General features: G+C 41.3%; 21 protein-coding genes. 18 read left to right on the top strand and 3 right to left on the bottom strand.

The features are described 5' to 3' along the window. Nucleotides 1-6 precede the first annotated feature (6 nt). The 10 genes from NQ488_09855 to NQ488_09810 all read left to right on the top strand — a co-directional run bounded on the left by NQ488_09855 (nucleotide 7) and on the right by NQ488_09810 (nucleotide 13,565). The gene (locus tag NQ488_09855; GenBank protein ID UWN94883.1) at nucleotides 7-1,509 is read left to right on the top strand and encodes an HD domain-containing protein; all 1,503 of its coding nucleotides are present in this window, start codon (nucleotides 7-9) and stop codon (nucleotides 1,507-1,509) included. Nucleotides 1,510-1,551: 42 nt separating this feature from the next. After that, complete coding sequence (locus NQ488_09850; GenBank protein ID UWN94882.1) at nucleotides 1,552-3,672, top strand: RNA degradosome polyphosphate kinase; 2,121 nt, start codon at nucleotides 1,552-1,554, stop codon at nucleotides 3,670-3,672. A 44-nt stretch (nucleotides 3,673-3,716) separates the two neighbouring features. Continuing rightward, nucleotides 3,717-5,201 carry a beta-lactamase family protein gene (locus NQ488_09845; GenBank protein ID UWN94881.1) on the top strand — a complete coding sequence of 495 codons (1,485 nt, stop codon included), beginning with the start codon at nucleotides 3,717-3,719 and terminating at the stop codon, nucleotides 5,199-5,201. Nucleotides 5,202-5,366: 165 nt separating this feature from the next. Then, nucleotides 5,367-7,454 carry a polyphosphate kinase 1 gene (gene ppk1, locus NQ488_09840; protein UWN94880.1) on the top strand — a complete coding sequence of 696 codons (2,088 nt, stop codon included), beginning with the start codon at nucleotides 5,367-5,369 and terminating at the stop codon, nucleotides 7,452-7,454. Beyond that, nucleotides 7,426-9,552, top strand: a complete 2,127-nt coding sequence (locus tag NQ488_09835; protein ID UWN94879.1) for a SulP family inorganic anion transporter — start codon at nucleotides 7,426-7,428, stop codon at nucleotides 9,550-9,552. Before ppk1 ends, NQ488_09835 begins: the two co-directional genes overlap by 29 nt. Before the next feature lie 245 nt (nucleotides 9,553-9,797). Then, a complete protein-coding gene (gene infC, locus NQ488_09830; protein UWN94878.1) occupies nucleotides 9,798-10,292 on the top strand; it encodes a translation initiation factor IF-3 in 495 nt (164 codons plus the stop codon). A 34-nt stretch (nucleotides 10,293-10,326) separates the two neighbouring features. Next, nucleotides 10,327-10,524, top strand: a complete 198-nt coding sequence (rpmI, locus tag NQ488_09825) for a 50S ribosomal protein L35 (GenBank protein ID UWN94877.1) — start codon at nucleotides 10,327-10,329, stop codon at nucleotides 10,522-10,524. A 26-nt stretch (nucleotides 10,525-10,550) separates the two neighbouring features. Beyond that, complete coding sequence (rplT, locus tag NQ488_09820; protein ID UWN94876.1) at nucleotides 10,551-10,910, top strand: 50S ribosomal protein L20; 360 nt, start codon at nucleotides 10,551-10,553, stop codon at nucleotides 10,908-10,910. 89 nt (nucleotides 10,911-10,999) lie between these two features. Beyond that, complete coding sequence (locus tag NQ488_09815) at nucleotides 11,000-12,049, top strand: FKBP-type peptidyl-prolyl cis-trans isomerase (GenBank protein UWN94875.1); 1,050 nt, start codon at nucleotides 11,000-11,002, stop codon at nucleotides 12,047-12,049. Between the two features lie 145 nt (nucleotides 12,050-12,194). Continuing rightward, complete coding sequence (locus NQ488_09810) at nucleotides 12,195-13,565, top strand: MATE family efflux transporter (GenBank protein ID UWN94874.1); 1,371 nt, start codon at nucleotides 12,195-12,197, stop codon at nucleotides 13,563-13,565. Here the strand turns inward: NQ488_09810 and NQ488_09805 are convergent. The 3 genes from NQ488_09805 to NQ488_09795 form a co-directional block, all read right to left on the bottom strand. After that, nucleotides 13,483-14,478, bottom strand: a complete 996-nt coding sequence (locus NQ488_09805) for a PH domain-containing protein (GenBank protein ID UWN94873.1) — start codon at nucleotides 14,476-14,478, stop codon at nucleotides 13,483-13,485. The genes NQ488_09810 and NQ488_09805 overlap by 83 nt on opposite strands. A gap of 54 nt (nucleotides 14,479-14,532) precedes the next feature. Further along, complete coding sequence (locus tag NQ488_09800) at nucleotides 14,533-14,910, bottom strand: hypothetical protein (protein ID UWN94872.1); 378 nt, start codon at nucleotides 14,908-14,910, stop codon at nucleotides 14,533-14,535. 71 nt (nucleotides 14,911-14,981) lie between these two features. After that, complete coding sequence (locus NQ488_09795; GenBank protein UWN94871.1) at nucleotides 14,982-15,332, bottom strand: GntR family transcriptional regulator; 351 nt, start codon at nucleotides 15,330-15,332, stop codon at nucleotides 14,982-14,984. Nucleotides 15,333-15,579: 247 nt separating this feature from the next. Here NQ488_09795 and NQ488_09790 point away from each other — a divergent pair, with 247 nt between their 5' ends. From NQ488_09790 to NQ488_09755, 8 genes are all read left to right on the top strand, one after another. Beyond that, nucleotides 15,580-15,951, top strand: coding sequence for a GntR family transcriptional regulator (locus NQ488_09790; GenBank protein ID UWN94870.1), 372 nt, complete (start codon nucleotides 15,580-15,582; stop codon nucleotides 15,949-15,951). Nucleotides 15,952-15,965: 14 nt separating this feature from the next. Further along, the gene (locus tag NQ488_09785) at nucleotides 15,966-16,853 is read left to right on the top strand and encodes an ABC transporter ATP-binding protein (GenBank protein ID UWN94869.1); all 888 of its coding nucleotides are present in this window, start codon (nucleotides 15,966-15,968) and stop codon (nucleotides 16,851-16,853) included. Then, nucleotides 16,853-17,491, top strand: a complete 639-nt coding sequence (locus NQ488_09780) for an ABC-2 transporter permease (GenBank protein UWN94868.1) — start codon at nucleotides 16,853-16,855, stop codon at nucleotides 17,489-17,491. The genes NQ488_09785 and NQ488_09780 overlap by 1 nt, the downstream gene beginning before the upstream one ends. Nucleotides 17,492-17,585: 94 nt before the next feature. Continuing rightward, a complete protein-coding gene (locus NQ488_09775) occupies nucleotides 17,586-18,467 on the top strand; it encodes a leucine-rich repeat domain-containing protein (protein UWN94867.1) in 882 nt (293 codons plus the stop codon). Beyond that, a complete protein-coding gene (locus NQ488_09770; GenBank protein ID UWN94866.1) occupies nucleotides 18,421-19,863 on the top strand; it encodes a VWA-like domain-containing protein in 1,443 nt (480 codons plus the stop codon). The genes NQ488_09775 and NQ488_09770 overlap by 47 nt, the downstream gene beginning before the upstream one ends. A 30-nt stretch (nucleotides 19,864-19,893) precedes the next feature. Next, complete coding sequence (locus tag NQ488_09765; protein UWN94865.1) at nucleotides 19,894-21,360, top strand: AAA family ATPase; 1,467 nt, start codon at nucleotides 19,894-19,896, stop codon at nucleotides 21,358-21,360. Nucleotides 21,361-21,622: 262 nt separating this feature from the next. Beyond that, nucleotides 21,623-22,990: an MATE family efflux transporter gene (locus tag NQ488_09760; protein ID UWN94864.1), complete on the top strand. Its 1,368-nt coding sequence runs from the start codon at nucleotides 21,623-21,625 to the stop codon at nucleotides 22,988-22,990. Between the two features lie 13 nt (nucleotides 22,991-23,003). Then, on the top strand, nucleotides 23,004-23,588 hold the full coding sequence (locus NQ488_09755; GenBank protein UWN94863.1) for a cytidylate kinase-like family protein: 585 nt from the start codon (nucleotides 23,004-23,006) through the stop codon (nucleotides 23,586-23,588). Nucleotides 23,589-23,718 lie beyond the last annotated feature (130 nt).

Below are 23,718 nucleotides of genomic sequence, written 5' to 3'. Positions count from 1 at the left end.
TACAGGATGTCTGTAACAACATTTGCAGCAATAAGTATCGGGTCTTATGAAATTGAACTGAAGATATTCGAGATATCTCCCAAGACAGGAATACGTGAGATTGACCGTATATCACACGTTATTGAGCTTGGACGTGACACATATAACAAAGATAAGATAAGCTTTGAGATGGTGGATAAGCTGTGTGGTATTCTGTATGATTTCAGCTATATAATGAAAGGATATAAGGTTAAGGCATACAGAGCCTGTGCAACAAGCGCCATAAGGGAGGCTGTGAATTCAAAGAATGTACTTGACCGTGTAAAGGTAAGAACGGGGCTTGATATTGAACTTCTGTCTAATTCAGAGCAAAGGTTTATAAGTTACAAAGCATTTTCAATGCAGGATGAGATAATTGAGCAGGCTATGAATGAATGTACACTGCTTGCGGATATAGGTTCGGGAAGTGCACAGATTACGCTTTTTAATAACGGAAAGCTAATAACAACACAGAATATAAGGCTCGGAGTGTTAAGAGTAAGAGAGCTGCTTGCACGTCTTGCACAGAATGCAGACAAGTACAGATGTATACTTGAGGAGTATATTGATAATGACCTGGAGACATTTACAAAGATATTTCTTGAAGGATATAAAGTAACTAATATTGTAGGTACGGGAGAGAACCTTTCATATATCAAGCTTGCGGGAGAAGACAAAAAGTATGTAACAAAGAAGGAGTTTGCCGGTATATATGACCGGATAATCGGCAAGAGCGAGGATGAGATAGCACAGCAGCTGGATATACCGCAGACACATGCAAGCCTGGTTACACCGGGACTTATGCTTTTTGCAAGACTTTTTGCATTCACTGATGCAAAGAGGCTGTGGATGCCGGATGTAAAGCTTGGAGATGGTCTTGCGGTTGATTATGCACAGAAGAGCAGGCTGATTAAGCTTAAGCATAATTTTAATGATGATATTCTGTCGGCAACAAGACAGATTGCAGAGCGTTATCAGTGCAATGTTCCACATACCAGGTTTGTCGAGAAAGCAGCGCTTGGAATATTTGACGCAATGAAGAAGCTTCATGGCCTTGGTGAGCGCGAGAGGCTTATATTGCAGCTTGCAGCAATTATGCACGACAGCGGCAAGTTCGTAAGTCTTATGTATCCGTCAGAAGCCGGATATGATATAATTATGGCATCAGAGATTATAGGTATATCGCATGAAGAACGTGAGACAGTTGCCAAGATAATAAAATATAATACAAGGGATTTTGATTACAGGCAGATGAATCTGACACAGTCGAAGCTTACTGCAATGTTAAGACTTGCCAACGCACTTGACAGAAGCCACAAGCAGAAGATGAGTGACCTTAAGATATCACTTGAGGGAGACGAGCTTATAATTGCTACATCAACTTATGAGGATATAACTCTGGAATACGGATTGTTTAAGGAAAAGACAGAATTATTCGAGGAGATATATGGAGTAAGACCGGTATTAAGACAGCGCAAAAATACAAGATAACCAGGTGTGTGCATTAAGCGTCTGTGGAATTGGAGGAAGGATATGAATTATTCGGATTCAGGAAATTTTATTAACCGTGAACTAAGCTGGATGGAATTTAACTCAAGAGTATTGGCAGAAGCAAGAGATAAGAGTATTCCATTGTTTGAAAGGCTGAAGTTTTTAAGCATAACGTCATCCAATCTGGATGAATTTGTAATGATACGTGTTGCATCACTTAATGACATGGTTAATGCCGGCTATAACAAAAAAGATATAGCAGGTCTTACACCTAAGCAGCAGCTTGAGCTTATCAGCAGCAAAGAGCATGAATTTGTTAATCTGCAGTATTCAACACTTAACAGATCGCTTATTCCGCAGCTTGAAAAAAATAATCTTATTTTTGTAAAAAGCTATGAAGCGCTTGATGAAAAACAGAATGAATTTGTCGACCAGTACTTTATGAATGAAATATATCCGGTTCTCACGCCGATGGCAGTCGATTCATCAAGACCGTTTCCGCTTATAAGGAATAAGACACTGAATCTGGCTTCACTTATGCGCAAAAAGAACGGAGATAAGGAACTTGAATTTGCAACGGTCCAGGTACCGTCGGTGCTTCCGAGAATTGTGGAGATTCCTTCATCTGAAAAGAATAAGAGAATGGTTATTCTGCTTGAAGAGATTATTGAGAAGAATATCCAGAAGCTTTATCTTAACTATCATGTAATAGCAACGCATCCATACAGAATTATGCGTAATGCTGATTTTGAGATTGATGAGGAAGAGGTTGCAGATCTCTTGCAGGAGATTCAGAGACAGATTAAGAAAAGACAGTGGGGCGAGGCAATCAAGCTTGAAGTTCAGGATGACATGGATAAAAGGCTCATTAAGATCCTGAAGAAGAATCTTAATATTGCGGATGATGACATTTATTATATAAATGGTCCGCTTGATCTGACATTTCTTATGAAGGTATACGGACTTGACGGATTCGAGCATCTGAAACATCCGAAGTATACGCCGCAGCAGCTTCCGGAGCTTATGGATGACGCAGACATATTTGCAAGAATCAGAGAGCATGACATACTGCTTCACCATCCGTATGATTCGTTTGAGCATGTTGTTGATTTTGTGAGACAGGCAGCAAAGGATGATAAGGTACTGGCAATCAAGCAGACGCTGTATCGTGTCAGCGGTAATTCACCTATAATAGCATCCCTTGCAGAGGCGGCGGAAAGTGGCAAGCAGGTTACGGTCCTTGTAGAGCTTAAGGCTAGATTTGATGAAGAGAATAATATAATATGGGCAAAGAAGCTTGAAAAAGCAGGATGCCACGTAATATACGGACTTATGGGACTTAAGACGCATTGCAAGATTACACTTGTTGTAAGGCGCGAAGAGGATGGTATACGCAGATATGTGCATCTTGGAACAGGTAACTACAATGATTCAACTGCCAAGCTGTATACGGACCTTGGTTTGCTTACGTGTGCCAACCAGATTGGTGAGGATGCGACCGCTGTATTCAATATGATTTCAGGATATTCCGAACCGATAAGATGGAATAAGCTTGCTCTTGCACCTCTGTGGCTGCGTGGAAGATTTATGAGGCTTATTGACAGAGAGATACAGAATGCAAAAGATGGCTCACAGGCGCACATAATGGCTAAGATGAATTCGCTTTGCGACAAAGAAATCATAGAGAAGCTGTATGAGGCGTCATGCGCCGGAGTTAAGATAGAGCTTATTGTCAGAGGTATATGCTGCCTCAAGCCTGGTATAAAGGGCTTAAGCGAGAATATAACAGTAAGGTCGATAGTGGGTAATTTTCTTGAGCATGCCAGAATATTCTACTTCGAGAATGGCGGTAACTGGGAAGTTTATATGGCAAGTGCAGACTGGATGCCGCGTAATCTGGACAAGAGAGTTGAGATTATGTTCCCGGTTGAGGATGAAGAGCTTAAGAAAAAGGTACTTCATGTTCTTGAGATACAGCTTGCCGATAATGAAAAAGCGCATATAATGCAGCCTGACGGTTCCTATGAAAAAATCGACAGAAGAGGCCGGAAGGAAGTTATTAACGCACAGGAGATATTCTGTGAAGAAGCAATCCGGAGAAACAGTGAGATTAGTAAGGGACGTAAGACAAGGACATTCAAACCGAGAATGGGGAAAGAATGATTAATAATTACATATATAGAACGCAGGAGGCTTAAAGAGTAATAATGAATATCATGGCAGATAACAGAAGCGGATTTGTATTATCTACACCTGAACAGGAGGGGATATCTACTGATTCAGTTAAGAGATTTCTTACAAGGCTTGAGAACAAACACATACCGTTACACTCATTTCTTCTTATGAGACATGGCAGGCTGGTAAGCGAAGTGTACTACGCACCATATGACCGTAATACGATGCATAGGATGTTCTCAATAACAAAAAGCTTTACATCTATAGCAATAGGCTGCCTGGTCCGTGAAGGAAAGATATCGCTGGATGATAAGATAACAGACTATTTTGCGGATAAGCTTCCAAAAAGCGGTGCACATCCGCTGCTTGCAATGACAACCATCAGGGATATGCTGAGAATGGCATCACCGTATGATAAGACTACATACAAACAGTTTGATATGGATGACTGGGTGAAGACATTTTTTATTGCACATCCTAATCATATACCGGGTACATGCTTCTCATATGATACGTCAGCATCGCATACGCTTGCGGCTCTTGTGGAAAAGCTGACGGGTATGACAATGCTTGATTATCTGAGGAGTATTTTCCTGGATGAGATAGGATTTTCTAAGGATGCATACGCTGTTAAAGACCCTGTGGGCAATACGCTCGGAGGTTCCGGACTTATGTGTACTCCGAGAGATCTTCTGGCTGTTATGAGCGTGGTTGCGTCAGGAGGCGTATATGACGGAAAGCAGCTGCTTCCGGGAGAATATCTTAAAGAGGCAACTTCAAAACAGATTTCAACAACGGCAAAGGCAGCAACATACGAGGAGAGCTTCGGATACGGATATCAGTTCTGGATGACAAGACACGGTGGCTATGCATGTTACGGAATGGGCGGTCAGTATGCGGTATATATTCCAGATAAGGACATAATATATGTGACAACTGCCGATACGCAGGCAGTCAAAGATGGAACGCAGGAGATATATGATGCGTTCTGGGATGAGATATATGATAATGCAGGTGACGGAGAGCTTGAGCCGCTTACAGATAACCGTCGCAAAGAGTATGAAACATTCTTTGCAGGAAGAAAGCTTGCATCTGTAAAAAATGAATGTACAGGTGATGAGGTAAATAAATATACAGGCGGAATGAAGAATATAAGCGGTCAGTATGCCGTCGATGATAACGACATACAGTTCAATGGATTCGATATAGAGTTCAGGGATGATTTTGGAATGCTCAGGCTTGATATTGCCGGAATGGATATAAGCCTGCCATTCGGTATGAACTATAATATTGAATGCGGAATACCTGATGATGGTAAGGAGTATACTGCTGCGTCATCTGCCGGATGGACAGGAAGGGATACACTTCTTATTAATGCACAGATTATTGATGAATGTGTAGGCAATATAATTATCCAGATAACATTCAGACATAATGATGCTGTTGTGATGATGCTCAAGCATGAGGAGAACAAGTTTAATGAATTCAGCGGCTTTTTCTGCGCACATAAGGCGTGATTGCAATATTATGCGGCATATGATGCAGATGCAGCAGATACAGCAGATACACAGCATGTAGTTTCCTAAATTTACGGTAATTTTACATTACGTTTACGATAGCAGGATATTCCGGAATATGTGAATACTATATACTTATGCATAAATAATTATGCGAGGTGTACAATGGAAGATATCAGATGCTATCAGAACAGGGAGCTGTCATGGCTCAAATTTAACGAAAGAGTGCTTGAGGAAGCTGAGGATACAGACAATCCATTGTGTGAGAGGCTGGGCTTCCTGTCAATATTCCAGAGCAATCTGGATGAATTCTATATGGTGAGAGTAGGATCTCTTCATGATATGACACTTCTTAAGAATGAGGTGCGCGAGAATAAGACGCAGATGACGGCTAAGGAACAGATTAATGCTGTCCTGGATGAGACAAGACGTCTTACGGCAAAGAAGGATATGATATATGCTGACCTGATGGATGTGGTACGCCGTGAAGGAATTACACTCGTAAGATATCAGGAGCTTACAGAGCAGGAGCAGGATTTCCTTGAAAGGTACTTTACACAGGAGATACTGCCGCTTCTTTCTACGATTGTAGTAGGTAAAAAGCAGCCATTTCCTTTCCTCGTCAATAAAGGATTGTATGCAATTGCGCTTCTTGGCACGAAGAATGACAAAGGCAAGATAGGAATAATTCCATGTAATTCGGGCGTCTTTGAGAGAATGATAGAGATACCGTCAAGACCGGACAGCTTTATGCTTACTGAGGAGTGTATACTGCATTTTCTTCCAAAGGTATTTGAAAAATATAAAATTCAGTCCAAGGCACTGATAAGAGTAACACGTAATGCTGATATAGACGCAGACAGCATATATGACGAGGATCTTAATTATCGAGAGCATATGGCAGAGGTTGTTAAGCTCAGAAGAAAGCTATGTCCTGTAAGGCTTGAGATAAGCAGGGAAATGGACGAAAAATGTATTCAGAGCGTATGTGAGCAGCTTGGAATAAATGAAAAACAGGTATTTTTATATAAGAGTCCGCTCGACTTCTCATTTTTCTCAATAATTAAGGACAGGCTGCACAGCAGACCTGAACTGTTTTATCCGAAGCGTGTTCCGCAGAGGCCTCAGGCTCTTGAACCGGGAGAAAGGCTGCTTGATAAGGTTATGAACCAGGATGTGCTACTGTCTTTTCCGTTTGAGAGCATAACACCGTTTCTTAACATGCTGCATGAGGCTGCGGAGAGTCCGGATGTAGTGTCAATCAGGATGACATTATACAGACTTGCAAAACACAGCAAAGTTGTAGAAAGCCTTATAGAGGCAGCAGAGAACGGCAAGCAGGTAGATGTGCTTGTTGAACTTAAGGCCCGCTTTGATGAAGAGAACAATATCGAATGGTCAAGAAGGCTTGAAGATGCAGGATGCCATGTGATATATGGGCTGGACGGGCTTAAGGTACATTCAAAGCTCTGCCAGATAACAAGAAGATGTAATGGTAAGATAACATACATTACACAGATAGGCACAGGTAATTATAACGAGACAACATCAAGAATATATACAGATTTATCACTGGTCACGACGAATGAGGATATAGCAAGGGACGCTGCCAATGTATTCCAGGCACTGGCGCTTGGCGATACGGTTGATGAGACGTCAGTCCTCATGGTTGCTCCGAATTGTCTTCAGAACAAGGTAATTGCACTGATAGACAGAGAGACAGAGATTGCAAAAAGCGGCAGAAAAGCATATATAGGGCTGAAGCTGAATTCTCTTACTGATAGAAAGATAATAGACAAGCTGATTGAGGCATCACAGGCAGGTGTAACAGTCGAGATGGTAATACGCGGTATATGCTGTCTTAATGCAGGTGTTCCCGGATATACGGATAATATAAGAGTTATAAGTATAGTGGGGCGTTATCTTGAACATTCAAGAATATATATATTCGGCGAAGGAGAGAGAGAGCAGATATATATAGCTTCCGCAGATTTCATGACGCGTAATACCGTCAGGAGGGTAGAAGTCGCGGTCCCGATTATTGATGACATGATAAAGTTAAGAATCAGGGAACTGTTCATAAGCCTTTTGAGTGACAATGTCAAGGCGAGGGAGCAGATGCCTGACGGAAGCTATCATCATGTAACAACGGGAGATACTGCTTATAATTCTCAGGAGGAGCTCTTCAGAATGGCCTATGATAATGCAAATCATAGGGAGCTTAATGAAAATATCAATATTTCCAACAATTAAAGGTTACAAAGCAGAATATTTAAAAAAGGATGCATTTGCCGGGCTTATTATCGCGGCAATGACAATCCCGATATCAATGGGATATGCACAGATATCAGGCTTAAGCGCAGTATACGGACTGTATGGTTCTATACTGCCGCTTATTATGTTTGCAATGTTCTCTACATCAAAGCAGTTTATCTTTGGCGTGGATGCCGCACCTGCGGCAATTGTAGGCAGCTCTGTTACTGCGATGGGGATAATGTCCGGCTCCAAAGAAGCTGCGGCTGTTGTGCCTGTGATTGCCTTCCTTACGGGAATGTGGCTGCTTTTATTCTATATAATTAAGGCAGGCAGGGTAGTTGGCTTTATATCGACACCTGTAATGGGGGGATTTATAAGCGGAATTGCGGTTACGATTATTCTTATGCAGATTCCTAAGATTATGGGAGGAAGCGCAGGACACGGAGAGCTGTTTGAACTTTTAGGATACATTATTAAGGCAGCACAGAATATAAGCTGGATGTCGGTGCTGCTTGGATGTATGACGCTTGCAATAATACTGGTATCCAAGAAGCTGTTTCCAAGATTTCCAATGGCGATAGTAATGATGGCAGCAGGTGCATTGCTTACATATTATACCAATATTACGGATTATGGAGTTGCACTGCTGGCTTCGGTGGAGCCGGGTATTCCTGCTCCTTCACTGCCTGATTTTGCATCTGTGGATGTTATATCATGTCTTGGAACAAGTATAACGGTTGCGGTAGTTGTTATGGCGGAGACTTTGCTTGCGGAGAATAACTTCGCATTCCGTAACGGATATAAGCTTGATGATAACAGTGAGATACTTGCATGTGCAGCGGGGAATATTACTGCGTCATTAATGGGATGCTGTCCTGTTAACGGAAGCGTATCGAGAACTGCGATGGGAGAACAGTTCGGTGGCAGAACACAGATGATGTCACTTATTGCGGCGGCACTGCTTGCTATTCTTTTGATGTTTGGAACGGGATTTATCGGGTTCCTTCCGGTGCCTGTTCTTACTGCGATAGTTATAAGTGCACTTATGAGTGTTGTTGAAGGAGAGCTTGCCATACGCCTTTTTAAGGTGAGCCGTTCGGAATTCTGGATATTCATGGCGGCATTCGGAAGTGTTCTGCTGCTCGGAACTATATACGGAGTTGTTGTTGGGATAGTTTTGTCTTTTGCACAGGTTGTGCTTAGAGCATCCAAACCGCCGAGAACATTTCTTGGAATGGTTCCGGGACATCGTAATTTCTATGATTTGAAAAGGAACAGCAATGCATATCCGGTTGCTAACGTAGTTATATACAAATTCAGCAGTAACCTGTTTTTTGCCAATGTAAGTGTGCTTCAGCAGGATATAGAGGATGCCGTCAAACCGGATACAAAGTGTGTTATAATAGATGCGTCAGGAGTAAGCAGTATAGATATAACTGCTGCGGACAGACTTGAATCATTGTACAGAAGCCTTGCAAAGCGTGGAATTAAGCTGTATATGGCAGAACATATTGCGGCAGTGAATGACCAGCTGCGCCAGCTGGGATATTCGGAGCTCATAGAGGAAGGATTTGTAAGAAGAACAATAACACTTGCCCTTCTGGATGCAGGATATGAAAAGCCGTACCATCTTGAAGGTGTTGACCAGAATGTACGCCAGCCGCAGATGTCAGGACATTTTAAGTCAGAGCAGGAAGAATCGCTTGATGAATATGAGTGGGCATTTGGTGAATTTGCACCTGCGCGTATGGAAGAGGATGTTAAAGAAATAATTGAAAATATTACAGATGTTACGGAGATTGAAGCAGGAACGAGAGAGCTTATTAATGAGGCAATCGGACATGCCCATATCTGGGGAGGACTTGGTTCAATAGATGAAGATGAGCTGTTGAGAAGATTGGAGCTTCATGCATCAGAGCTTGCAAAGCGTGTGCATAATAACGAGACAACAATTGCACATATTATCGAACAGAGGCGTCATGAGATAGCCGAACACCTTATGGAGGTCAACCCGCAGGCTGCAAGAAGGCTTCGTGAGCACCAGAAGATGCTTGAGGAGAGGCTTGAGGAAGAGAATAAAAAGAAAAATAATTAGTCATAAAAATATAGTTGACATAACATTGAACTAATGATAATATATAGTAGTTGTTTAGGAAAGAAGCAGAGTATCCACTCTCACCTCAGCGCATAGGCGACTTGGGTTAATATTTAAGAATATGCATGCAATCGTATGATTGATATACCGGATAGATTTCCGGAGATGTGTACTTGAATTGATGTGGATGGCTTCTGTCATCCACTTTTTTTAGAATTTGGAGGTATACTGACATTAGCGAGTTAATGATTAACGAACAGATCAGGGACAAAGAAGTACGTGTTCTTGGTGAGAACGGTGAACTTGTAGGAATTATGTCACCTAAGGATGCATTGAAGATTGCAAAGGAGCAGGGCGTAGACCTTGTTAAGTTCGTGCCGAATGCTAATCCGCCTGTATGTAAGCTTGTTAATTACAGCAAGTTCAAGTATGAGCAGGCTAAGAGAGAGAAGGAAGCAAAGAAGAAGCAGAAGGTCGTAGAGATTAAGGAAGTAAGACTTTCACCTAATATTGATGCTAACGATCTCAATACTAAGATCAGTGCAGCCAGAAAGTTCCTTGAGAAGGGCAACAGAGTTAAGGTTACCTTAAGATTCAGAGGACGTGAGATGGCTCATGTAGAGGCAAGCAAGCATATACTTATCGAGTTTGCACAGAAGCTTGAAGATGTCGCTGTTGTAGAGAAGCTTCCTAAGTTAGAAGGAAGAAGCATGACGATGTTTTTAACTGAAAAACGTTAAAATAATATATAGTTCATATTTAAGGAGGATTATTATGCCAAAGGTAAAGACAAAAAGAGCTGCAGCTAAGCGCTTTAAGAAGACTGGAACAGGTGAACTTAAGAGAATGAAGGCATATAAGAGCCACATTCTTACTAAGAAGACAACAAAGAGAAAGAGAAACTTAAGACACTCTACTCTTACTGATGCAACTAATGTAAAGACAATGAAGAAGATTTTACCATATCTGTAATCGTAATTTAGGAGGAATGAACTGAAATGGCAAGAATTAAAGGCGGTTTAAACGCAAAGAAGAAGCATAACAGAGTTTTAAAGCTGGCAAAGGGTTACAGAGGAGCCAGATCTAAGCAGTACAGAGTTGCTAAGCAGTCTGTAATGAGAGCACTTACATCATCATACGCTGGCAGAAAAGAGAGAAAGAGACAGTTCAGAAGACTGTGGATCGCAAGAATCAATGCAGCTGCAAGAATGAACGGACTTTCATACAGCAAGTTCATGTATGGCCTTAAGCTCGCTAATGTAGACCTTAACAGAAAGGTTCTTTCAGAGATGGCAATCAACGATGCAGAAGGTTTTGCAAAGCTCGCAGAGGTTGCAAAGTCAAAGCTTGCTGCTTAATTGTTTTTTGGACAAATATCGGTGGACAGGCTTATGCCTGTCCATTTTATTATATGCAATAATTTATAGGCAATAATGAGGATTAATATATGAAAAGTAGAATGTTAAAGAGACTGTCATCATTAGCTCTTGTAGCCGTTACGGCTACAAGCCTTGTGGCATGTAACAGTAAGATAAAAGTATCTTTTGACTGTAATGCGGAAGATTATGTTACACTCGGCCAATATAAGGGAATAGAGGTTACTGTAGATACAACAGCAATCAGGGATTCGCTTGTTAACGAGAAAGTACAGAATGATCTTGATGAGGTTACGGAATACAGCGGGGTAAGCAGAGGTGCCCAGGATGATGATCAGTTAACACTTTCATTTACCGGAACAATCGGGGGGAATTCCGTGGATGGATTCAGCAGCGATTCTTACACACTTGTACTTGGTAAGGATAGCTTTGTAATTCCGGGCTTCACTGATGCATTATATAATATGAAAGCCGGGGAGCAGAAGATAATCACACTTACTATACCGGAAGGAATAAAGGATGCAGAAGACTATGCCAATAAGCGTATCGTGTATGAGATTAAGATGGAGAAGGTTGAACAGCCTATAGTGCCTATGATTACCGATGCGTATGCAAAAGAGAATTTTGGATACGATACTGTAGCGGAATACAGGGAAGCACTTGCCAATGACATGAAGGATACAATTGATGAGAATATCCAGAATGCAAAGAAACAGGCAGTACTTGAAAAGCTGCAGGATAATGCAGAAGTTAAAGGATATCCTGAAGATATCGTTAATTCCAAGTCGGAAGATCTTGAAAGATCGATAAAGTTCTACTCGACAATGTATGGAATGAGTGTTGATGAGTATTGTCAGGACAGATACGGAATCTCATTTGATGAATACGTTAAAAGGTCAGTTACGCAGGAGCTTATTATGCAGCTTATAGCGCAGAAAGAAGATCTGAGCGTAACGGAATATGAGTACAAGGGCAATCTTGCTTCATTTGCCAAGGATAACGGATACTCAGACGAAGAGAAGTTCGTTAATGATTTTGGCAAGGATAAGATAGTTAAAAATATGCTTCTTCAGAAAGCAGTTGATGTTGTTATGGGCAGTGCTGTTATTAATGAGAAGTAATTTAAGGCCGTCCGGTCTGTATGCGAACGATGAACTGATATGTAAGTCGGAGCATATGGACCGGACGGTTTTGTCAGCACAGTAACAGATATTATGATTAAGATTGAAATTTTGATACACGGAACACAATCAGATGGAGGCAGACATGGCTGTGATGAATAGTAAGAAGATGGATATGACACAGGGGTCATTGTGGGACAAGATACTTATATTTGCAATACCGCTTGCAGCCAGCAGCATACTTCAACAGCTTTTTAATTCTGTAGATACTGCGGTGGTCGGAAGATTTGCAAGCAGTCAGGCGCTTGCAGCAGTTGGAAGCAACAGTTCGCTTATATCGCTGATGATTAATCTTTTTATCGGTATATCACTTGGCTCTAATGTTGTTATTGCACATTATATAGGGCAGAAGTCGGAAGATAATATACATGCGGCGGTACATACGGCAATTCTTGTTGCGATAATAAGTGGATTTTTTGTAATGATTCTTGGACAGTTCATTGCAAGACCGGTACTGCTTCTTATGGGAACACCAGAAGATGTAATAGAGCTGGCAGTTCTTTATCTGAGGATATATCTCATTGGGATGCCGTTTATAATGCTGTATGACTTTGGCTCATCAATCCTTAGAAGTATGGGGGACAGCAAAAGACCGCTGTACAGTCTTATTGCAGCCGGAATAATTAACACGGCGCTTAATCTTGTGCTTGTTATAGTATTTGGACTCGGAGTTGCCGGTGTTGCGATTGCAACAGTAATATCCAATGTTGTAAGTTCGGGAATAGTTATATATGTGCTTACACATGAAGCAGCACCGATAAAGCTTGATCTGCGCAAGCTTTCGATAAGCGGCGGGGAGTTAAAGAAAATTCTGTCAATAGGTTTGCCGGCAGGAATTCAGGGAATGATGTTCTCTATTGCCAATGTGTGTATACAGAGTACGATTAACAGCTTTGGTTCAAGTGCAATTGCAGGCTCCGCTGCTTCACTTAATTTTGAATTTTTTGCGTATTTTCTTGTAAATGCATTTGCACAGGCTACGGTAACATTTACAAGCCAGAACTACGGTGCCGGAGAATACGGAAGATGCCGTAAGATATTCAGAATAGCGATGATATTCTCTTTTATATCATGTGGAGCATTGTCTGCTGTATTCGTTGCCGGAAGAGGAATGTTTCTGAGACTGTATTCAACAGACCCTGCAGTGCTCGAATTTGCAGCACAGAGGCTGCTTATTGCAACAACACTTGAATGCCTGACATCAGTATATGAGATAAGTGCCGGTGCAATGAGAGGGCTTGGCCATTCACTGCTCCCGGCAATTATAACATTTATTGGGTCATGCGTATTAAGACTTGTATGGATATCAACGGCATGCCGTATTGTCCATGAATTCTGGATGTTATTAATAATATATCCTATATCATGGGTTGTTACCGGAATTGCGATGATGATTGCATATTATGTAATAGTTCATCATATATTTCCTGAAGCTTCCCGTCAACGTCTGAGTTGAAAAATACTGTTTCGCCGTCCGTCTTAACCATGAGAACCGGCGTATGTCCGGTATATATGTACAGATTGCAGTAGCCGTAGGTATTTCCTTTAAAGCGGCCTACAAGATATGTATCTGTTGCACCGCCGTTTATCTTGGAAAATCCGTCATCGGGAAGTTCGTTAAGAATCTGTACATCAGTTATACTGTTCATGTCTATGTCGGAGGAATAGCCGGCGGCATCAACGTGAAGGCGGCTATTGTCTGTCCTTATATCAACTTTTACGTTAACAAACGGAACAAGGACAGCAATTGTAAATATAAATGATGCTGCGATAAATACTGTAAGACCTGCGGTAATTATGCGTGCGCCCCTGTTGGCGTAGTTAAAAGCATAATTGCCGCTTTGCAGTCTGTTAGGCACTAACATGTGTGGGTCATCCGGATTATAATAAAAACCGCTTTTCCAATATTCATCATCATCAACATATATAGGAGCAGGGTTGGCGGAAAGTAATTCACTTTTTCTGCGTATACCCGCGATAAGTATTGGGATAAATGCAAATGCAGCAAATAATTCAATCAATATATAAACACATACAGTTGTGCCTGTAAGACGTCTGCTGATTAATACGGCGATTGCGGCGTATATCCATGCGGCTGCATTGGATGCACTCAGCACCAGCATTGATGCACCTTTGTAGCACTTGACTGTCCTGTTCACAATCCGGTTTAATTCACTATTTTCGCTGTAAACTGTGCGTTCATTGTGATTGACATATATATGCATCAGCCATGATACGGCAGATATGAGTAATGAGCAGACGAAGAATATTGCTATCGTCTCAAAATAACCATAGGCACGCCTGCTGATAAACGGTAAAAAGCATGCAATTTCAGCTATTATTATTGCGATATGGTACCGGTAGCTCAATTCACTTTTCCCGGCTTCTGCTGATACGCGTGTATCTATAAATACCTTCTTTTTCTAGGATTCTATTATCCATCCGTTCTTTTCCTTAACAGAATACATCCGGCGGTGTGAAGACACTGATAATATACTTATGGCAGCACAGAAACCGAGAATCCATATAATATAGACGAATAGAGATATTATCATATTCAGGAAGATTAATAGGCATGATGCAGTGGATAGGATAATATTTATTATGAGAAAACGTTTAAAATTCTTATATTCCTTCTGCGCAAGTGATATTACTGCTTCGTCCCCTGAATGCTCTGAAGGAATATGTACACCAAGAATCATGCCGTTATTGTAGTGATAGTTTCCGTCGCAAGAATATTTTAATATGAGAATCATAAAAAGATTGGTGGACATAAACATTATAAACATAAATATCTCCATAAATTAACCTCCCTTCGGCAGGCACAAATGCCCACTGACTATGCAGTACACGGATTCATCCTTGAATATACTTAACTGCACATATTTAAAAATGTCTCTTTATCCATACCTGTTATGCATGCTTCTGCGGACAGCAACTCAAGCTCTGCTTCAAGCTTCTCACAAAAATCTTTATTCATATCTATATTGTCTGCAACAAATGCACCAAGCCGTCTGTCAGTGCGTATAAAACCTTCGTTTTTAAGAATCTGGTAGGCTTTGCTGACTGTCATTGTATTGACTCCTGCATCTGCAGCAAGCTGTCTTACGGTTGGCAGCTTCTCGTCAGCTTTCAGCTCACCCTTTCCGATACCCTTTACAATCTGGTTGCGTAGCTGCACATATATCGGGATATCACTGGACATATCTAGTTCAATTATCATGTAGGGATGACCTCCATTCGTATAAAATATAAATCGATAAAATAAAATCAATTATAAATCCTGTATTATTTGTATTATATATAGTAATACAGAAAGAGGACAATGTCAATGAAGAGAAATTTTTCTTATTGACATTTGCGTACATACTGTATATAGTGTGTATATACGGATGATGCGACTTGCGGAATATAGGATGCAATATCCTGCAATTCAGTAATAACAGCATAATTGTAAAGGAGGTATTCACATGCGCCTGTTCATCGATAACCGCAGCGGCGTGCCGATATATGATCAGATATATACACAGATTAAATCACAGATTATATCGGGGGAGCTTGAAGAAGATGCACCTCTGCCATCTATCAGGAATCTGGCCAAGGACCTGAGGATAAGCGTCATAACAACGAAGAGGGCATATGAGGAGCTTGAGCGTTCGGGCTTTATATACACAGTTGCAGGCAAGGGATGCTTTGTGGCAGATAAGAATATTGATGCGGTCAGGGAATCAGTTATGGCTGAGATAGAGAAGCATCTTGAAGAGGCACTTAAGCTTGCCGGTGAGTGTGGGCTAACAAAGGAACAGTTAAAAATTATGATTGACACATTACAGAATGTGTAGAATTGGGGGATGGAATGGAAGCAATAAAAGTAAGTAATCTGGGCAAGAGATATAAAAAGAGCAGCAGGCCGTCACTGGATAATGTATCATTAGACCTGCCGCAAGGCTGTGTGCTTGGACTTGTCGGAGAGAATGGTGCAGGAAAGACAACGCTTATTAAGGCAATAACAGGGAGTGTTAAGTTTGACAGCGGAAGTATTGAAGTATTAGGACATGATATTGATGCTGCATCACAGAATAAAACAGATGACAGATTCAGACAGGATATCGGAACTGTGCTTGCAGAAGATTCATTTCCGGAGATAATGACGGCAGGTATGATTGGCAATGTCATGAAATCTATTTACATTAACTGGGATAGTGCATGCTATAACAGATACCTTGAAAAATTCGGACTTGACAGTAAGAAAAAGTACAAGGAATATTCAAGAGGAATGAAGATGAAATTGTCAATCGCTGTAGCAATGTCGCACAATGCGAAACTGCTCCTGCTTGATGAAGCAACAAGCGGACTGGACCCGGTTGTAAGAGATCAGCTTCTTGATGAGTTCAATGAATTTACAAGAGACGAGAATCATTCGATACTTATATCGTCACATATCACAAGCGACCTGGAGAAAATATGCGACTATATTGCATTTATACATGAAGGAAGAATTGTTATGTGTGATACGAAAGATGCAATCCTTGATAAATACGGAATCCTGCACTGCACGGATGATGTGCTTGCAGAACTTGAAGACGGTGCGGTTGCCGGAAGCAAATCATCTGATTATGGAGCGGAAGCACTTGTCGTAAGGTCAAAGGTGCCGGATACATTTGACATAAGCCCGGTGAGCCTTGATGATATTATTGTATATATAGCAAGAGGAATTGATAACAGTAAGGAGGTTGGCAGATAATGAAGGGACTTCTTATTAAAGATTTATATTTGGTTAAGGGTTACGGAACAAGCATAATATTAATAAGTGCCTTGTTTATTGCAATAGGTATAATGAATGGGTCTTATGCTTTTCTTATGCTGACTGCATTATATTCAGCAATGATTTCAATCAACACTATGTCATACGATGAGAGAGGACACTGGGATACATATGCAGACTCACTTCCTGTAAGCAGGACACAGGTTGTTCTGAGTAAATATATTCTTTCATTTATTGCGATGCTTATTGTATGGATTTTATATCTGGCTGGGCAGACGATAGCAGATGTATGCAGTGGAACAGGAGTATCAGCACATATGCTGTCAATGTCACTTATTCTGTGGTCATCATGGGGATTTATGGTTGCATTGTTATATCCGGTATTGTTCAGATTTGGCATGGAAAAGGGAAGAGTACTGTATATGCTGGCTATAATGGTTATTTCCGGAGTGAGCGGCATTTTCCTGTCAATCAAGGATGAATTAGACGTTAGTATTACAGTATCGGATATTACACCATATACAGGTATTGCTGCATGTGTGATTGTGCTGTCGGCTGTCCTTGTAACAATATCAGTGCTGCTTTCGATTCATTTTTATGGCAAAAGAGACCTGTAATCTATTGCTCCATCAGACAGAATAAGTGTATAATAAAATCTGATGTTCAGATTGTAATTTCTCAGACACTTTGCGTCTGGAAGTGGAGATTGATATGAATGATATTTTTAAATATGAGATAAAAGACGGCACCTGCACTATTATGGGTTACAGAGTGGATGATGTGGCAGAGTGTATAATTCCTGATATGATAGATGACGCTCCGGTAACCGGGATTGCAAAATATGCTTTCAGTGAGCACAGAGAGCTTGTAAGTGTGTCATTACCAAAAGAGCTTGCAGCTATAGGTGCGCATGCATTTTATAACTGCAGAAGTCTCCGTATGATAAAGCTTTATGACGGTATAACCGATATGGGTGACGGGGCATTCAAAAACTGTGCGATGGTATATAAGGCGGAGATAACCCGCGTGAAGGGAAACATGAAATGCCTGAAGGCACTCATGGAAGAGCTTAATCAGGAACTCAGGATTACGATTAATTATGATAATAATAAGAGTGCAGTTATTGTATTCCCGTATTATATGTATGAGTATGAAGAGAATACGCCCGGAAGGATTATTAATCAGGTAACAATCGGGTCCGGTGTGCATTACAGGGAATGCATAGGAGGCAGTGATATCAACTATGTGCAGTACGACCGCATTTTCAATGTGGAAAAGAATATTGATGTCAATGAATCAGCGTGGAAAGTTGCCTATTGGCGGCTCAGATATCCATATATGCTGTCAGAAGAATCATATGATATGTATAAGACATATGTACATTCAGCACTTGAGGATATAGCAAAGTCAATGATGCGCGCTGAGGATTATGAGGATCTTACGGCACTTCTTGATATAGCTGTCAGTGAACGCAAAGAGGTCAGCGCAATAGTTGAGACGGCACGTGATTTGGGAATGATAAAAGCAGTAGGAGTACTTCTTGAGTATGAAAAGGGAAGATGGCAGCAGAGCAGAAAAAAATATGAATTCTGATGATGTAAGCAGAGAACTTATATCAGATGCGCGCAATGAATTATATCTTGCAATGAGATATCTGTTCCTCCCGCTTAACAGCCTTGTGCCAAAAGAGGACAGAAGCAATTATTTTATTGCGACAGACGGAAGCTATATTCTGTATAATCCGGTAATAACCCGGCAGAAGAGCATGATAAGCCCGGTTGTGCTGAACAGGGCTTATCTGCATACGGTTCTTCACTGCATGTTCAGCCACCCGTTTGTAAGACCGGCCGGGCTTAACGAAGAATTGTGGGACATAGCATGTGACGTGGCTGTCGAATCAATAATTGATTCGCTTTCATTAAAATGTGTTATGCAGGTTATGCCATTGCAGCGCGAGGAGGCATACAAAAAGCTTAACGATAATATGACGCTTCTTGACGCAAACAACGTGTATGAATACCTGAACAGCCTTGACAGGGGGGAGCAGGCTGTGTGGGAAGCAGCAGGGACATTTACTGTTGATGATCACAAATACTGGTATTCACATAATGATAACGAAAATCGTGATAATAGCGATGATAAGCATGATAACCGCGATGGGAGCAACGATACTGACGATACTGGCGATACTGGCGATACTGGCGATACGGGTAGTGATGACAATTCGGATAAGAACAGCAGCGTGCAGCGGCTGACTGCAGAATTGTGCCGCCAGATGAAGATTCGCTGGGATAAGGCAGCAAGGCAGGCAGGCAGTGAGATGGAAGGACTTATTGCATCAGCGGGAACCGGAATGGCGGGGATAATTAAGGCACTGAAGCCGGGAACTGTGAATAAGCAGTCATACAGGGACTTCCTCCGCAAATTTGCATCGGCAAAAGAACAGATGCATATAGACATGGATGCATTTGATTATGGCTTTTATAATTACGGACTGATGATGTACGACAATATGCCGCTTATAGAAGAACTTGAATACAGGGAAGAGCTGCGTATAGAAGAATTTGTAATCGTAATAGATACATCAGGCTCATGCTCAGGGCGTATAGTCCAGAGATTCCTTGATGAGACATTCGAGGTGCTGATGACAGAGGGCATATTTGCAGACCGGACAAGGCTTCATATAATACAATGTGACAACAGGATTCAGTCGGATACGGTTATTAATAACAGAAATGACATGGCAAGGTTTAAAGATAATTTTGAGGTGAAGGGCTTCGGCGGAACAGATTTCAGACCTGCATTTGAATATGTTGCAGGACTTATTGCTTCAAAGGAGATTAATAATCTTCAGGGAATGCTGTATTTTACCGATGGGCACGGAATATATCCGAAGGCACGCCCGGCATACAAGACGGCATTCGTATTCCCGGGAGAGGATGATGCGCGACCGGCAGTCCCGGCGTGGGCAATAAAGGTTGAACTGTAAAAGAGATTTAATGTTGAGATTGGAGCAGTTATGAACATAAAAAGAGCTAAGGAAGAGATTGTTAACACTGTAAAAGCGTATTTGCAGAAGGACGAAGAGGGAGAGTACCTGATACCTGCGATAAGACAGCGCCCGGTTCTTCTGATAGGAGCGCCCGGAATCGGTAAAACTGCGATTATGGAGCAGGCAGCAAGAGAATGCAATATCGGACTTGTGGCATACACGATGACACATCATACAAGACAGAGCGCGATGGGACTTCCGTTTATCAGTAAGAAAATGTATGGCGGAGAGGAAAAGTCTGTAACTGAATATACAATGAGTGAGATTATTGCCGCTGTATATGACAGGATGGAGAGCACCGGACTTAAGGAAGGTATTCTGTTTATTGACGAGATTAACTGTGTGTCGGAGACTCTTGCACCTGTTATGCTTCAGTTCCTTCAGGGAAAGTCTTTTGGCAATGCAAAGGTTCCTGCCGGCTGGATAATAGCTGCGGCAGGCAACCCTGCGGAATATAACCGCTCAGTGCGGGAATTCGATGTTGTTACGCTTGACCGCGTGAAGATGATTAATGTTGAGCCTGATTATGATGTGTGGCGTGAATATGCTCGTATGCAGGGGATACACGGAGCCATCGTATCTTATCTGGACGCAAGAAGAGATAATTTTTACAAGATAGAGACAACTGTTGACGGAAAGCATTTTGTCACAGCCAGAGGCTGGGAGGATCTGTCGTGTCTGATCTATGCATATGAGAGGCTTGGACTTGCGGTTGATAAAGAGATAGTCGGGGAGTACATATGTGACCCGGCAACAGCAACAGACTTTGCCAACTATCTTGAGCTTTATTATGTATACGAAAAGACATATAACATGGAAAGCATATTTGCAGGGCATGCTGATCCTATGCTTAACAGGAGACTTTCAGAGGCTCCGTTTGATGAGAAGGTGAGTGTTATAAGCATACTGCTCGGACGGCTTTCGAGAGGTTTCAGGGATTATGCAATCCTTGAGAATACAGTCGACAATGTTTTTGATGCACTTAAGACATTCAGAAAAAATATGCAGACTGCGGACAGACCGCCTATCAGTATATTTGCAGATATCATACAGTCAGTTAATGCTGCTTATACACGAAAGAAGGAGGCAGGCCTGTATGCTTCTGATGATGATAAGAGCATGGTTAAGACGATAAATGTACTTGAGGAGATGTCACGAAAGCTTGCCGGGGACGGGACTGCGGATGCCGGCAGTGCATTTGAGCTTGTGAGGACGGAGTTTGAGCAGCTTAACGGTCAGCGTGAGAAGATGTGTGACAGGGTAAGTGCAGAGCTTAATAATACATATGCATTTGTGGAAAATGCATTCGGTGAAAGCCCGCAGCTTGTACTGTTTACAACTGAGCTGGCAGCAGGTTCCCATAGCATGCATTTTATCGAAGAGAACGGCTGTGATGCTTTCTACAGGAATAATAAGGGGCTTATCAGGGCTTAATAAGGTGTTTTGCAGCTAAGGAATCAGGCTTGGGAATTATTAAAAATTTTTGTTTGACTTTTTCAAAAAAGTAAAATATAATAACTTTCGAACGAGTAGCAGACTAGCGTAAATCCAGTTTTGCTGCTCGTTTTTTTGTGCACCTGACGTCGCACATTATGAAAATATATAATGCAGTTAAAAGTGTGTAGCTTATCAGCGTAAGTCCGGCTTATGGGGTAAGTACGCACTTTTTTTTACGCAAAACAAGGAGGATTATAAAATGGCAGAAAGTAACAAGATGAAGGAGATGCCGGTAAATAAGCTCATGGTTCAGATGGGAATACCGATGATCTTATCTATGGCATTGCAGGCGGTTTACAACATTGTAGACAGTGCCTTTGTTGGAAACATGAAATCAGGAAGTGAGGCGGCACTTAATGCGCTGACACTGGTGTTTCCGGTTCAGATGCTCATGGTAGCAGTTGGAATCGGAACCGGTGTGGGAACCAATGCACTTCTTGCAAGAACACTTGGACAGGGAAATTGTAAAAAAGCAGCAAAAGTTGCAGGAAACAGTTTGTTCCTTGGGGCGATTATTTATGCAGTGTGCCTGTTGTTTGGAATTTTGGGAGTAAGAGCATATATTTCATCGCAGACCATTGATCCGGAAGTTGTTGCAATGGGAACAGACTACTTAAGAATATGCTGCGTAATTTCATTTGGAATTATTTTCTTTTCATTATTTGAAAAACTCTTACAGGCAACAGGACGTTCACTATATTCTACAATAGGTCAGGTTGTAGGTGCAGTGGTGAATATTATTCTAGATCCGATTATGATTTATGGTATCGGACCGGTTCCTGAAATGGGAGTGAAGGGAGCTGCATATGCAACTGTTATTGGACAGGTTGCGTCTGCAATATTATTGTTTGTATTTCATATGAAACTGAATAAGGAATTTGAACATGATGTAAAGTATATGAAGCCGGATAGCGGAATAATCAAGGAAATATATGCAATTGGACTTCCTGCAATTATTGCACAGGCACTTATGTCTATCATGGTATATGTGATGAATCTGATTTTGAAATTCAGTCCTTCTGCACAGACAGCATATGGATTGTTCTATAAAGTTCAGCAGTTTGTATTGTTCCTAGCCTTTGGACTTAGGGATGCAATCACTCCGATTATTGCATTTGCATATGGAATGCATAGCAAAAAGAGGATTCAGGATGGAATCAAATACGGATTGCTCTATACGATTGCACTTATGATTATTGGTGTGGCAATTACAGAAATTTTCCCTGGAGCTTTTGCAACTTTGTTCAATGCAGGACAGTCAAGGGAATATTTTATCGGAGCAATGAGAATTATCTCAATCAGCTTTATTTTTGCCGGAATCAATGTAGCATATCAGGGTATTTATCAGGCATTAGCTGGTGGTATGGAATCACTGGTAATTTCACTGCTCAGGCAGCTTGTAATCATATTACCGCTGGCAGGTATTTTCTCTATTTTTGCAAGAAACGGGCAGGTGGGAGTTTCAATGATCTGGTGGGCATTCCCAATAACTGAGCTTATTGCATGTGAGGTAGGCTATGTGTTTTTAAAGAAAATAAAAAAGAACAAAGTGGAAAGTTTAAGTTAAGGAGGAAACGGTTATGACAAAGAGAATTATTACAATCAGCAGGGAATTTGGAAGCGGTGGACGTTTTATCGGTGAAGAAGTGGCAAAGAAATTAGGAATTGCATATTATGACAGGGAAATCATTGGGCAGATTGCAGAACAGTCTGGATTATCACCGGAATATATTCAGGAAAATGCTGAATTATCTCCAAAGAAAGGATTGTTTGCGTATGCTTTTTCCGGGCGCGACATTACAGGAAAATCAGTAGAAGATATGGTATATGAATCACAAATAAAAGTGATTTTAGAAATAGCTGAGAAGGAAAGCTGCGTGATTATAGGAAGAAATGCAGATTTTATCTTAAGGGACAGGAATGACGTGCTGAATGTGTTTATACATGGGGATATGCCGGAAAAAACACAGCGTATCACACACTTATATAATGTTGCGGAGAAGGAAGCTGTCAAAATGATGGCGGACACAGACAAAAGACGTATGACAAATTATAATTTTTACACGGAGCAGAAATGGGGAAAAGCCAGTAATTATACGTTGTGCCTGAACAGCTCACAGATTGGATATGACAGGTGTGAGAAGATAATTATGGATTGTATGTGATTTTATCATGAATAATCCATAATTATCTATAGGAGATAGGACGTAGACAGGAAGGATAATAGATATTGACAATTGTCAATAAGCGTTGAGTTGGCGAAGGAGCAAGATTGCAGCATATTTAGAATTTCAA

The organism is [Bacteroides] pectinophilus (assembly GCA_025146925.1).
Lineage (GTDB): Bacteria > Bacillota > Clostridia > Lachnospirales > Lachnospiraceae > Bacteroides_F > Bacteroides_F pectinophilus.
The sequence above is the reverse complement of the archived record's forward strand: the minus strand, read 5'-3'. Positions and strand labels throughout refer to the sequence as shown.